Source organism: Paraburkholderia flagellata (assembly GCF_021390645.1).
Classification (GTDB): Bacteria; Pseudomonadota; Gammaproteobacteria; order Burkholderiales; family Burkholderiaceae; genus Paraburkholderia; species Paraburkholderia flagellata.
In genome coordinates, this window is record NZ_JAJEJT010000004.1 from 1 (window position 1) to 12,578 (window position 12,578).

Below are 12,578 nucleotides of genomic sequence, written 5' to 3' on the forward strand. Positions count from 1 at the left end.
CAGCCACACCCACCGCTCACCCCAACGCCCCGGCCGCGCGCGGACAGGGCCAGACCATCGACCTGCTCGGCAAGATCGACCTGATCGAAGGCCACTGGCAACCGCGCGTGGTTGCCGAGATGAACGACTATCAGTTCAAGGTCGTGAAGCTCGCTGGAGATTTCGTCTGGCACAGCCACGCCGATACTGACGAAACGTTCATCGTGCTCGAAGGCGAGTTGCGCATCGACACGCGTGAGGGTCCCATCGTCGTACGTGCAGGCCAACTGGCCGTCGTGCCGAAGGGCGCCGAACACAAGCCCTGTGCGATTGGCGAAGTGAAGCTCCTGCTGATCGAACCGCGCGGCGTGGCCAACACCGGCGACGGCGCGCGCAGCGAACGCACGGTGGAAAACGATCTCTGGATCTGAGTGGCGCATTCTTCGTGACGCATTCGAAGAAGGCCGGCGTGCGTAAGCACGCCGGCCTTTTTATTGGTGGCGGGCCAATCCGTATGGTTGATTGAACGCAAAGCTCTTGCTCGGCAGCGGAGGCCTCGCGCCGTCGTTTCATGCTCGTACGCTATTCGCCTGAACACTCTTCTTCTCAAGCGCTAAAAATATCGTCTGCAATTTCAATGGCTTATTCGTGCGCTAGAAGATCACCTAGCGCGCAGAGCCCTTCGCCATAGGACGAGTCCGAATCTCCGGGCGCATCCTCACCGATTGACAAGCCACGCGCCGCTTCCAATAATCGCCCCCGACTCGCCCATCAGGCTAGTAATCGCCGGGTCAGGCACAGGCCGAAATGTCACTGCGTAGTCGCCGGCGCCCTGCCATCCAGCATCGCAAAACGATCATTAATCAGGAGACCAAATGACACGCTCATCTCTCTTCGCAGCGACGCTCACGGCGTTCTCGCTCGCCCAGTCCGCACAGGTTCAAGCCGTCACGATTCCCCCGGGCACCGCGCTCGCGGCAAAGCAGGAGATGACGCGGCAAAATCAGTCCGAGGTCGAATCGCTCGATCCTGCCTACATCGAATCGTATTCGGCCAATCTCATCGGCCTCGATCTCTACGAAGGTCTGACACGCCTCGATGCAGCGGGCAAGGTCGTGCCAGGCGTGGCAGAGTCCTGGACGCGCCCCGCCCCCGATACGTGGGTCTTCAAACTACGTCGAGACGCAAAATGGAGCGACGGCCGCCCCGTCACAGCCGCCGATTTCGTCTATGCCTGGCAGCGCACCGCGGACCCGAAAACCGCATCGCCGTATACCATCGCCGTCGAGTTTCTGAAGAACGCAAAGGCTGTGATTGCAGGCAAGCAGCCGACCACCGCACTTGGCGTGCGTGCCATCGAGCCCTACACGCTAGAGGTGAAGACGGAAGCGCCTACGCCATTTCTCACCGAACTGCTCGCCAATTCATCAATGGCACCCGTCGATCGTGCGACGGTCACGAAGCTCGGCACCTCGTGGACGCGTCCCGGCAACCTCGTTGGCAACGGCCCCTATGTCCTCGCCGACTGGCAGCCGAACAACCGCATCGTCCTCATGAAGAACCCGCGCTACTGGAACGCGGCCCGCGTTGCTATCACCAAGGTTACGTGGTTGCCGATCGAAAGCGACGAAACCGCCATGCGAATGTACCAGGCGGGCCAGATCGACATGACGTTCACGATCCCCTCCGGGCAATACGCGCAGATTTCCAGAACCATGAGCGCCGATATCAAGGCCGGCCTGCGTATCGCGACTTACTACTACTCACTGAACACCGCCGATCCGGCACTCCGTGACCCCCGTGTACGTCAGGCGCTCTCGATGGTGATTGATCGCGACCTGCTTACCTCGAAGATCACGCAAAGCGGGGAATCTCCCGCTTACGGGCTCATTGTCAAGGGCACCAAAGGCGCAGATCAATTCACGCCGGACTGGGCTTCATGGCCGATGGCCAGGCGTATTGAGACTGCGCGTACGCTGCTCAAGGCGTCGGGCGTTTCCGATGCGAAGCCGCTAACGATCACGCTCACTTACAACACCAACGATCTCCACAAGAAGGTCGCGCTTTTCGCTGCGAGCGAATGGCGCACCAAGCTGGGAGTCAACACGAAGCTCGACAACCTGGAATTCAAAGTGCTGCTCAAGCAGCGCCACGATGGCACGTACCAGGTCGCACGCAACGGCTGGTTCGCCGACTATAACGACGCGATGACGTACTACAGCCTCGTGCAGTGCAACAGTCCGCAAAACGATCAACGCAGCTGCAACACGAAAGCGGACGCCACCGCCGTCGAAGCCAACCTCCAGAGCGATGAGGTAAAGCGCCAGGCAATGCTCACGCAGGCGTTCGCGCTGGCGATGAACGACTACCCGCTGCTGCCCATGTTTCAGTATTCGGCCGCCCGGCTCGTCAAACCGTTCGTTGGCGGCTATTCGCTCACGAATTACATCGATGAGCGCGCCACCCAGGACATGTACATCCTGAAGCACTCACGCAGGACCCTTCCCATGCTCGCCTACACCCTGCGCCGCGTGCTGTGGTCGGTGCCGACCGTGCTCGCGGTCATCACCGCCTGCTTTCTGCTGCTGCATCTCACGCCCGGTGGTCCGTTCGACACCGACAAGCGCCTCTCCGCCGCAGTAATGGCCAATCTCAACGCGCGCTATCACCTCGACGAGCCGCTGTGGCAACAATATCTCCGCTATCTCGGCGCGCTGCTGCACGGCGACCTCGGCAGTTCGTTCCGCTACGCCGACTGGTCGGTCAACGAGCTAGTGAAGAAGGCCGCGCCGGTGAGCCTTGGCATCGGAGGCCTCTCCATTCCGCTCGCGGTACTGTTCGGCGTTGCGCTCGGCACGCTGGCCGCCGTGCGCCGCAACAGCGTGGTCGACCACGCCGTGATGCTGCTCGGCAATCTCGGCAACGTCGTGCCGCCGTTCGTGCTCGGTCCGGTTCTCGTGCTTGGCTTCGCGATCCTGCTCAAATCGGCAGACGGCAACGGCCTCTTGCCCGCAGGCGGCTGGGGCGACGGCGACTGGCGTCACCGCGTGCTGCCCGTCGCGCTGCTCGTCATCATCAACATGGCCGCGATCGCGCGCGTCATGCGCGGCAGCCTGATCGAGGTGCTCTCCGGCAACTTCATCCGCACGGCGCGCGCCAAGGGCTTGCCCGCGCACACCATCGTGTTGCGCCACGCCCTGCGCCCCGCGCTCATGCCCGTCGTCTCGCTGCTCGGCCCGGTCTGCATTTCGTCGATCACGGCGGCCGTCGTCACCGAATCGGTTTTCGCGCTCCCTGGGCTCGGTCAACTGGTTGTGAACGGCGCGGTCAACCGCGACTACACGCTCGTGCTCGGCCTGGTCGTCCTCACCACGGTCTGCGCCGTGCTCTTCAATCTGCTCGTCGACCTCGCCTATGCGTGGCTCGATCCGCGCATCCGTTACTAACGAAGGCTCTGCCACCATGAACGCATCTGGTCTCATTGCGCCAGCCGCCACCGCGCAGAAGCGTCGCTTGCCGCCCGCGCTGGCGCGCTTCGTGCAGCACCGTGCTGCGCTCGCAAGCGTCGTACTGCTCGCCCTCATCGCGCTGGCCTGCTTCGCGGGTCCCCTGTTCCTGCCCAATTCGCCCATCGACAACGACTGGAGCGCGATCAGCCTCGCTCCTACGCTTCAGGGCGGTCACTGGTTCGGCACCGACGAACTGGGCCGCGACTTGCTGGCGCGCACGCTGGTTGGCGGGCGCGTCTCGCTCGAGGTTGGGCTGCTCGGTGCCTTCGTTTCCGCGCTGGTCGGCGTGATCTACGGCGCAACGGCCGGCTATCTGGGCGGCCGCGTGGACGCCGTGATGATGCGTATCGTCGACATGATGTACGCGATCCCCTACATGCTGATCGCCATTCTCATGGTCACGCTGTTCGGGCGCGCGTTCTCGCTCGTCGTGCTCACCATCAGCGCGTTTTCCTGGCTCGACATGGCTCGCGTGGTGCGCGGCCAAACGCTCTCGCTGCGCTCGCGCGAATTCGTCGACGCCGCGCGCGCCATTGGCGTGCGGCCCGCGGCGATCGTCGCGCGCCATATCGTGCCGAATCTCGCAGGCATCGTCGCCGTCTACGCCACCGTTACCGTGCCAACAATCATTCTTACGGAGTCCGTATTGTCGTTTCTCGGCCTTGGCGTTCAGGAGCCCATGACGAGCTGGGGCGTGCTGATCCAGGACGGCGCGCAAAAGCTCGATGCCATGCCGTGGCTGCTGCTCTGCCCCGCTGCGCTGCTCTGCACGACGCTCTACTGCGTGAATTTCGTCGGCGACGGTCTGCGCGACGCACTCGACCCACGGGAGCGCTGACATGGCCCTGCTCGAAGTCCAGGACCTGAGCGTGCGTTTCGAGCGCCGCGACGGACCGCCCGTGAAGGTCGTGCACGACGTGTCGTTTTCGCTCGATGCCGGCGGCACACTCGGTATCGTCGGCGAATCGGGGTCCGGCAAAAGTCAATCCGTCATGGGGCTGCTGGGGCTGCTCGCGTCGAATGGGCGCGCCACCGGTCACGCACGCCTGCGCGGCGAGAATCTTCTTGCCATGAAACCACGCGCGCTAAACCGCATTCGCGGTGACCGCGTCGCCATGATCTTCCAGGACCCGATGACCTCGCTGAACCCGTTCCTCACCGTCGAACGGCAAATGACCGAAGCGTTGCAGTTGCACCGCAAGGTCTCGCGGCGCACGGCGCGCCAGCGCGCGATCGAAGCGCTCGAACGCGTGCGCATTCCCGACGCGGCGCAGCGCATCGGCATGTATCCGCACGAGTTCTCGGGCGGCATGCGCCAGCGCGTGTTGATCGCGGCGGCGCTGATGATGGAGCCCGATGTGCTGATCGCCGACGAGCCGACCACGGCGCTCGACGTCACCGTTCAGGCGCAGATCATGGCGCTGTTACGCGAGATGAATCGCGAGCGCGGCACGGCCATCGTGCTCATCACGCACGACATGGGCGTGGTGGCTGAGCTTTGCGACGACGTCATGGTGATGTACGCGGGCCGCACGGTGGAGAAGGCAAGCGCGCGCGATTTGTTCGCGCATCCGCTGCATCCGTACACCGCCGGATTGCTGGGCGCGCGGCCGCGCCTCGATGCGCCAGGCGGCGCCCCGTTGCACACGATCCCGGGTAATCCGCCCGTGCCGGGCAGCGGTGGCGCCGGCTGCGCATTCGCGCCCCGCTGCGCGGCGGCGCTGGAGCGATGCCACACGCAGATGCCGCCGCTCGAATCCATCGGTGCGCCGCCATATTTGCGTTCGCGAGCATGCCATCTACCCATCAGCGATAAGGCCGAACTGGGAGCCCACGCATGACGAATCACACAAAAGCGCACACGAAAACGCCTGGCATGCCTGACGACACGCTTCTGCGCGTACGCGACCTCGCTGTGAATTTTCGCGTAGCACGCGGCCCGTGGCCGTGGCAGAAAGCGCAACTGCACGCCGTGAACGGTATCTCGTTCGATGTGCGCCGCGGCGAAACGCTCGGGCTCGTGGGCGAATCGGGCTGCGGCAAGTCCACGCTCGCGCGCGCCGTGATCGGCCTCTCGCCCGTCGCATCGGGCAGCGTGACGTGGCAAGGCGAAGAAACCGTTTTCGGGACGCAACGGCGCCTCGGCACGCTGCGCCGCGGCGTGCAGATGATCTTCCAGGATCCACTCGCTTCGCTCGATCCGCGCATGTCGATCGGCGAGATCGTGGCCGAACCCTTGCGCGCGCACGCGCCGCACCTGGGCCGCAAGGAAATCGCGCGCCGTGTGCTCACGATGCTCGAGCGTGTCGGCCTGAACGCGCATCACCTCGAACGCCGCGCGCACGAATTCTCGGGCGGTCAGTGCCAGCGTGTCGGCATCGCGCGCGCGTTGATCGGCGAACCCGCGCTCGTGATCTGTGACGAACCGGTTTCCGCACTCGACGTCTCCATTCAGGCGCAGATCGTCAATCTGCTGCGTGACCTGCAGCGCGACCTCGCGCTCTCGCTGCTGTTCGTCGGCCACGACCTCGCCGTAGTCAAGACGCTCAGCCATCGCGTCATGGTCATGTACCTCGGTCGCGTCATGGAACTCGGCACGCGAGAAGCGGTGTACGACGATCCCGCGCATCCCTACACGCGCGCACTGCTCGACGCCGTACCGGTGGCCGACCCGAAGCGCGAGCGCGGGCGCCACGCACCACTGCTACGCGGCGAGATTCCCTCGCCGCTCAATCCGCCTTCAGGCTGCGCATTCCGCACACGCTGCCCGAAGGCCTCTGCCCAGTGCGCCGCAGCGGCGCCTGAACCGGCCGTCACCAGCCTCGGCGGTTCGATCGTCGCCTGCTGGCACCCGCGCGCAGCTGGCGACTTCATTGCCGCCTGAAATACCCGCTTCGCCCACGCCAGCGGGTATCACAATCGTTTCGCATTCCTGATTGACTGCGAATGAACAACTAACACGTGAAGGGAGACTTGATGAGAAGGGAACGAAGAGACAACAGCACCGGTGCGCGACTCGCGCTGCTCGCGCTCGGCCTGCCGCTGAGCCTTGCGGCGGCTGCGCAAACCGCAGGTGTTCAACAGAACACGCAGAACGGGCAACCCGCTGCGCAGGCGCAGGTTCAGCAAGCCGCGCCAGTCAACGCGAAAAAGACCCGCAACAAGGCGCGCCGCAAATCGGCCAAAAGTACCGGGCCTGCGAACGCGCAGGCCGCAACGCAGCCGGGACAATCCTCAGCCGCCGTGCAGATGCACGCGCAGCACGCGGACCCGCTTGTGGAGCCCAACGCGGTCGACCGCCTCGCATCCGGCTCGCCGGATCAGCACGCCGACCAAACCGTGCGGGCCGACAACCCGAAAGCGCCGCAGTCGAGCCAGGCGCAAAGCAAGGGCTTCATAGCGGATAGCAGCCTCACCCTAAACCTTCGCAACTACCTCGATCACTTCGACAACGAAGGCGGTCCGCATCGCCATGCGTGGGTGCAGGGCGCGATGCTCGACTACACCTCGGGCTATACGCAGGGGCTCGTCGGTCTCGGCCTTGACGCGTCGCTCTACGGCGCGCTGAAACTCGACGGCGGCCAGGGCGCGGGGAACATGGTGCACGTGGGCAAGGACGGCGGCGGCTCGAATCAGCTTGCGTGGGCCTACCCTGGCATCTGGGACGTCAAGGCCCGCATTTCCGATACGGTCGCGAAGTACGGCCTGCAAATGGTGTCGGACAACCCGTTCTTCGAGCCGCACGACAACCGCGCACTGCCGCCCACGTTCCTCGGCGTCTCGCTCGTGAGCAAGGACGTTTCCGACGCCGTGCTCCAGGCGGGCAGTTTCACGAAGGTCAATCCGCGCGGCCACACCAATCTCGTCGACCTCTCGACCTCGTACGGCGGCGTGAAATTCAAGCGCTTCAGCTACTTGGGCGGCAGCTGGGACTACAGCAAGAACGGGAGCCTCTCGCTTTTCGCCAACCAGGCCGACGACGTCTGGCGCCAGTACTACGCGTCCTTGCAGCAGAGCTACGGCGACCCTTCGACGATCAAGTGGACCGGCTTCTTCAACATTTACTCGACGCACGAGCAAGGCAGCGCGATGCAGGGCCCCATCGACAGCAACGCGTACAGTCTTTCGCTTGCCGCACAGCACGGCCCGCATTCGCTCCTGCTCGGCTACCAGCAGATTCTCGGCGACCAGTTCTACGACTATGTGAACGAGACGGCAGGCGACTATCTCGTCAACTCGATGGACGTGGACTACAACGCGCCGCATGAGCAGTCGTTCCAGGTGCGCTATGGTTTCGATGGCGCCTATGCGGGCCTGCCGGGCGCGAAAGCCATGCTCTGGTACGCACTCGGCTGGGGCGCCGATGCGTCGGCGGGTGCAGCCGCCAACCCGACGTCCGCGAGCCCGTTCTATAGCCTCTACTGGAGAAACGGGCAGCCCGTGCACGGCTCGCACCACGAGTTTTTCACTTACCGATTAGGTGACACCACATGGACATACGCAGAACGCTGGTGCCACGGTACATTACGAGAAATGATCAATGTCCATTGAAGCCGGACCGCGTGCCGATCGGTGAGGTTGGCAAGCTGGGCGGAGATTTGCCGCCCCCCTCCTCGAGCGCCCATCTCTCGAACGCAAGCCGCGATAACGCCCCTTATCATGGCCAGCGCCAAGTGACAGCAAGGCCCGCACGTCGCGGGCATATTGCCTGCTCATCAAGCCGCTTACCTCCACTTTGACGCCATTGTCTGAACTGCCTCGAGGTCCGGAGTCGGTCGAGGCCGCGTGAAACGGCAGGCCGAAGGAGTCGTTCCTTCGGACCACTCCATAGCGGTTTGGTGTTACGTCGGAAACGCGGGCCCATCAGCAGCCGAACAGCAAAGACATGCTTCCTCGCTCCCGGAGCATGCTCCCTTGACGCACGCGAAACGCAATGCAACGTTTCGGATTTTGTCTACCGACTGCCAGTCGATCGTGTCCGAACGGAGTGCTGTCGAGGATCAGCTCGTATGCGAAAATTAATGGCCGACCGCTGCAAAGCCAACGAAGCCAGAGGTACTGATGCGTGACGAACTGTCGAAGATTCTGCGCGAGCGGTATCCACTCATCTTCGTCGCCGCGCCTCCAGTTCGGGACCCGTTCGGCCCTGCGCCGGCTCCATTTCCCGTATGGGGATTCGAATGTGGAGACGGCTGGTTCGATCTGCTTGACGCGTTGGCCCTGAACCTGCAGGGAGCGACGGAATCCGAAGGTGCGCCGCAGGTGGTTGCAGCGCAGGTCAAGGAAAAATTCGGAGCCCTGCGCTTCTACGCAGACGGGGCAGACGCCCGACAGCATTCGATGATCGAACTGGCCGTGACGATGAGTACCCGGCTGTGCGAAGTATGCGGCAACCGCGGCAAGCTCATGAGCAGGAGGGGCTGGATGATGACACGCTGCCCTGCCCATACGGACGGAGATTCATGACGCCCCGCACGCAAGCGCTGCGAGCGGTTCTGACAAAGTCATACGCAACCATGCGCCATGAGCACCATGGTGAGGCTCGTAAAGCCTTCGTGTCCCATCCCGCCACCCGACAACGATGACCGCGTCCATCCACGTGTCGACCGCCTCCGGTGAGAGGTCGACAGGCAACATGCCCGCCCGGTCACGGTTGCGGATTGATATCCCGACGAGGACGTGCCTATAGTGGTCCTGGGCGGCCCGACACGCGCGAATCCCAAGCGATCGGGGTCGTCAGCGGACAAGCCGGGGGGCTTCGGCACACACGGATCCTCGGGTAAGCGGGAATGTCAATGACGACGCGCAGGGAATCCGTGGACCACCCGATACTGTTTCTGGACCTCGATGGCGTTCTCCATCCGCTGGGCGAGATTGCGCTCGACGGGAACGGCCAGCTGGCGAGGTACCCTACGCTCTTTCGCTGGCGACCGATCCCGGAGACACTGCTCGACCCATTTCCCGAGGTCCGCATCGTGGTCAGTTCGGACTGGCGCCGGCTGTTCGATGACCCGAGCCTGGTGCAACTGCTCGGCCCGCTTGGCACCCGGTTCGATGGCGTGGTGCAAGCTTACGGTCCCTCACGGATGGATGAGATCCTGACGGAGGTAAAGCACAGAAACGTCACCCGCTGGCTGGCCCTCGACGATCATCTGAGCGTGGTGAACGCGGCCGCGAGTGATACCCGTCTCATCCCCTGCGATGCTGCCACCGGCCTGTCGTCCTCGTCGGTGCAGCAGTCGCTGCACGTGCGCTCGTAAAGCTCCGGTAAGACAGCCTGGCTTGAGCCTGATGGCAGGAGAGAATCTCGCCGCAGAGGATGGATATACTGTGTTATCGGTGCGTCCTTCGTGCCTTTGTCCAGCCTGGAGCCCTGCCATGAGCATGTCCCTGGGATTTCTCCTGCCGTTGCTCTATATCCCGGCAGGCGCCGCCGTGGTCGGCTGGCTCATCGGGCGGCTGATTCGCGGCCGCAAACCGCACCCTGAAGACTGAACCTGCGCCCGACCATGCCCTCCGCGCCTTTTTCGCGTGAGCGCAAGCGACTCGTTGACCGCATCCGGGTGACACCGACCGCGAACAAGCCCTGCCATCGGCTTCATGCGGGCCGGCGCTGATTCGCGTGCCGCGCTATCTACGTAATAGCCGCGTCCATTTTCAGGCGGGCGGACGGGTTTGCCGAATGTACGTGAATGACCGGCGGTGGCATGCTGTACACGGCGACCTGCTCTTCCAGCCATAGCAGAACCGTGTAGCCCGTGCCGCGCGCATCGTCACCCAGATCGTGGTCGAGCGACAGTTCGGTCACCTCTCCCGTTCTGAGAAGCGCGATGGCCTCGTCAGGCCAGAATGCGCGCACCCAGCCGTCGGGTGTAATGCGTTCATCGTCCAGAAAGACTTTCACTTCGCCCTCGCCGGTCCGGTCCGATCTGGCTATGTTGCCATATCCCCGCAGGCTGACGACCGGCCTGTGTTAGCAGCTCTGTACACGCGTCATCGCGACCTACCGGCGATGCCGGATTTTTTGGGAGACACGGCATGGCGCAGCGCCTGCAGGTCATCCTCGGGAACCTCTACAGGCGGTCAGATGACGGCCTGCGCCAGGTCTTCGCGCTGTCATAGCCGGATGCAGAACGTCTGCCAATCCTGGCATAGATCGCCATCATCCCGATCACGGTGCCAGCGCGGCCGCCTGCCGCCCTCGGTAGCTTCCTCCATGTCCTGCGCCTGGGCTTTGCCGACGTGGATTTCCTGAACCTGGACCTGTCCAACAGGGCCCGTGCCAAGCTCACCGACGCGGTCACGCTTGAACGCACCGAGGGCATTCGTGTCGTCGTCGAAGGCATGCCGGATGCAATAACGTCAGTGGTCGTTCACTGAGAAGCGGGCTACTCGCGCTCATGTGCCATCGCCGCGGCTGCATCGGCTCTACGGTTACCGGGTGGGGCCCGGGGCACCTGTAGGATGCGAATCCCTCGATCGTTGGCGTGATGACGGGTGAGGTCCTCGGTGCGGACACCGACGAAGTTGCCGCCCGCTGACATCATCCAGCGAAGCGCCCGGTTGCCTCGCCATGGTGGCGTTTCGGAGTCTATGGTGGCGTTTCGGAATACGCACGGTGGCGTTTCTGAAGGTTTATGGTGGCGTTTCGGAATATAAACAGCGTATTCGCCGGCTCCTGCCTAACAAAGCAGGCATTTCCATGCCGTTTGGAGCACCAAATCCATACAGAAATGCACCAACCGTATTCCGAAACGCCACCATAGACTCCGAAACGCCACCATAGCTATTCCGAAACGCCACCATAGACTCCGAAACGCCACCATAGGCTCCCGGGTCAGCCGGGCGGCGACGGGATCAGGTGAACGCATATGCATTCGCGCGGGCATCGTGCAGGGCGTGGTGATCGCTCAGGCCGGACTCCATGAAAAACCGCTCTTTCTCGAGGTCATTGATCCGGCGATAGACATTTTCAGTCTTCCAGCCTTTCGGCAGGCGATACCCGGGCAGGTGCTCGACCAGCCGGAGATCGCCTTCATAGTCGAAGCAGAGAACTGGCGTGGGCTTGAGTGGCACCTCGGCGAGCCACGCCAGCAGTTCCTGGCGCACCTGACGGGCCGGCATGGCGCGGCCGGGCGGATTGCCCAGCTGCGGCAGCACCGTTTGCCGCACAAAATCACTACACAGCGCACGCTCGAAGTCGGACACCTCCGCGTAGAACTCGCGCCCGTCTTCGCCCACAATCGCCAGCGAGATCAGCTCGCAAGACTCGAACGACGTGAACTCGGTATCGAGGAAATAGCGGGTCTTCCATGGGCTGCGTGGTCCAGTCATCGACGTTGTGTCCCGGTTGCTTCGAGCCAGCGGTGCAAGGCGCGCTGAATTGACGCGCCCAAGTGTCATTCCTCGCCGACGTCATCGTCCCGTCGCATGGCATCGAGGTCACCGTGCCAGTTGAGCTTGCCGCGGAGCTGGAGAAGTTCCGACTGCCTGGCAAGGTAACGGTAAGCCCAGCAATGAGGTGTTCGACCGACTCGAAAGGAAGTACAGAACGGTTCCTGCCCGGACGCTCGCGGAACCGGGCGGCAGTCAGCCGGGTATCCCTGGCCAGCACCGGAATTGTCAATGCCGCGCTCAATCAGGCCCCCCTCCGATTGAGAGATCCGCAGCCATGCTCCGAGTGTTTCCTTGACGCACTGCGGGCACAGGTCGATTTCGAGCTTGTTTCCATCACCAAAAATCTAGCCGTAGCCCCCGTGGAAAGAGACCGACAACTTCTCCTGCCACTCAAAGTCGTCGGGCGTCATGCGGCGCTGGCAGCGGTCACAGGTACAGGCGGCAATGTCCTGCACGACCTTATCCTGATATTCGAACATGCTTTACCCCTACCCTTGTGCTCCGATGCGGTTTTCGAAAATGCGCACACCTCCCCCAAGCGGGATGCTCCACGGTCTGCGTCCCGGCGATTGCGTCGGCCCTCCGCGAAAACATCTTCATGGGTACCCGGCTCACCCGACAGTGCTCCGGCTTCGGGTGCTCTCTCGCGCAACAGGTTGCCTTCTTCGGCCACTGGCTGCCCCCAGAGAGGCG

The 12,578-nt window shown here is 63.3% G+C and carries 12 protein-coding genes and 1 pseudogene; 10 read left to right on the forward strand and 3 right to left on the reverse strand.

From position 1 onward, the window contains the following. The 9 genes and pseudogenes from L0U83_RS30615 to L0U83_RS30655 form a co-directional block, all read left to right on the forward strand. Positions 1–410: cupin domain-containing protein (locus tag L0U83_RS30615; RefSeq protein WP_373321147.1), on the forward strand; the 410-nt coding region annotated here is incomplete at its 5' end. Between the two features lie 444 nt (positions 411–854). Continuing rightward, positions 855–2,468, forward strand: a pseudogene (locus L0U83_RS30620) (peptide ABC transporter substrate-binding protein); the annotation flags it as partial. Between the two features lie 18 nt (positions 2,469–2,486). After that, entirely contained in the window at positions 2,487–3,425 is a 939-nt protein-coding gene (locus L0U83_RS30625) for an ABC transporter permease subunit (protein ID WP_233889068.1), read from the forward strand. Positions 3,426–3,441: 16 nt separating this feature from the next. Continuing rightward, entirely contained in the window at positions 3,442–4,326 is an 885-nt protein-coding gene (locus tag L0U83_RS30630) for an ABC transporter permease (protein WP_233887952.1), read from the forward strand. Position 4,327: 1 nt separating this feature from the next. Continuing rightward, entirely contained in the window at positions 4,328–5,329 is a 1,002-nt protein-coding gene (locus L0U83_RS30635; protein ID WP_233887953.1) for an ABC transporter ATP-binding protein, read from the forward strand. Beyond that, the gene (locus tag L0U83_RS30640; protein ID WP_233887954.1) at positions 5,326–6,372 is read left to right on the forward strand and encodes an ABC transporter ATP-binding protein; all 1,047 of its coding nucleotides are present in this window, start codon (positions 5,326–5,328) and stop codon (positions 6,370–6,372) included. The genes L0U83_RS30635 and L0U83_RS30640 overlap by 4 nt, the downstream gene beginning before the upstream one ends. A gap of 92 nt (positions 6,373–6,464) precedes the next feature. Continuing rightward, entirely contained in the window at positions 6,465–8,039 is a 1,575-nt protein-coding gene (locus tag L0U83_RS30645) for an OprD family outer membrane porin (RefSeq protein ID WP_233887955.1), read from the forward strand. 510 nt (positions 8,040–8,549) lie between these two features. Beyond that, complete coding sequence (locus tag L0U83_RS30650; protein ID WP_233887956.1) at positions 8,550–8,954, forward strand: hypothetical protein; 405 nt, start codon at positions 8,550–8,552, stop codon at positions 8,952–8,954. Between the two features lie 329 nt (positions 8,955–9,283). Next, positions 9,284–9,748 carry an HAD domain-containing protein gene (locus L0U83_RS30655; protein WP_233887957.1) on the forward strand — a complete coding sequence of 155 codons (465 nt, stop codon included), beginning with the start codon at positions 9,284–9,286 and terminating at the stop codon, positions 9,746–9,748. Positions 9,749–10,122: 374 nt separating this feature from the next. Here the strand turns inward: L0U83_RS30655 and L0U83_RS30660 are convergent, their stop codons facing one another. After that, positions 10,123–10,392: a cyclic-phosphate processing receiver domain-containing protein gene (locus L0U83_RS30660; protein WP_233887958.1), complete on the reverse strand. Its 270-nt coding sequence runs from the start codon at positions 10,390–10,392 to the stop codon at positions 10,123–10,125. Positions 10,393–10,730: 338 nt separating this feature from the next. Between L0U83_RS30660 and L0U83_RS30665 the strand changes: the two genes are divergently transcribed. Beyond that, on the forward strand, positions 10,731–10,868 hold the full coding sequence (locus tag L0U83_RS30665) for a hypothetical protein (protein ID WP_233887959.1): 138 nt from the start codon (positions 10,731–10,733) through the stop codon (positions 10,866–10,868). Positions 10,869–11,345: 477 nt separating this feature from the next. Here L0U83_RS30665 and L0U83_RS30670 read toward each other — a convergent pair whose 3' ends face one another. Further along, positions 11,346–11,822, reverse strand: coding sequence for a 3'-5' exoribonuclease domain-containing protein (locus L0U83_RS30670; RefSeq protein ID WP_233887960.1), 477 nt, complete (start codon positions 11,820–11,822; stop codon positions 11,346–11,348). 407 nt (positions 11,823–12,229) lie between these two features. Further along, positions 12,230–12,364, reverse strand: a complete 135-nt coding sequence (locus tag L0U83_RS40615) for a hypothetical protein (protein ID WP_267939616.1) — start codon at positions 12,362–12,364, stop codon at positions 12,230–12,232. Positions 12,365–12,578 lie beyond the last annotated feature (214 nt).

Coding starts and splice junctions, on each gene's coding strand:
- L0U83_RS30625 (WP_233889068.1), top strand. CDS start 2,487: ATGCTCGCCTACACCCTGCGCCGCGTGCTGTGGTCGGTGCCGACCGTG.
- L0U83_RS30630 (WP_233887952.1), top strand. CDS start 3,442: ATGAACGCATCTGGTCTCATTGCGCCAGCCGCCACCGCGCAGAAGCGT.
- L0U83_RS30635 (WP_233887953.1), top strand. CDS start 4,328: ATGGCCCTGCTCGAAGTCCAGGACCTGAGCGTGCGTTTCGAGCGCCGC.
- L0U83_RS30640 (WP_233887954.1), top strand. CDS start 5,326: ATGACGAATCACACAAAAGCGCACACGAAAACGCCTGGCATGCCTGAC.
- L0U83_RS30645 (WP_233887955.1), top strand. CDS start 6,465: ATGAGAAGGGAACGAAGAGACAACAGCACCGGTGCGCGACTCGCGCTG.
- L0U83_RS30650 (WP_233887956.1), top strand. CDS start 8,550: ATGCGTGACGAACTGTCGAAGATTCTGCGCGAGCGGTATCCACTCATC.
- L0U83_RS30655 (WP_233887957.1), top strand. CDS start 9,284: ATGACGACGCGCAGGGAATCCGTGGACCACCCGATACTGTTTCTGGAC.
- L0U83_RS30670 (WP_233887960.1), bottom strand. CDS start 11,822: ATGACTGGACCACGCAGCCCATGGAAGACCCGCTATTTCCTCGATACC.
- L0U83_RS40615 (WP_267939616.1), bottom strand. CDS start 12,364: ATGTTCGAATATCAGGATAAGGTCGTGCAGGACATTGCCGCCTGTACC.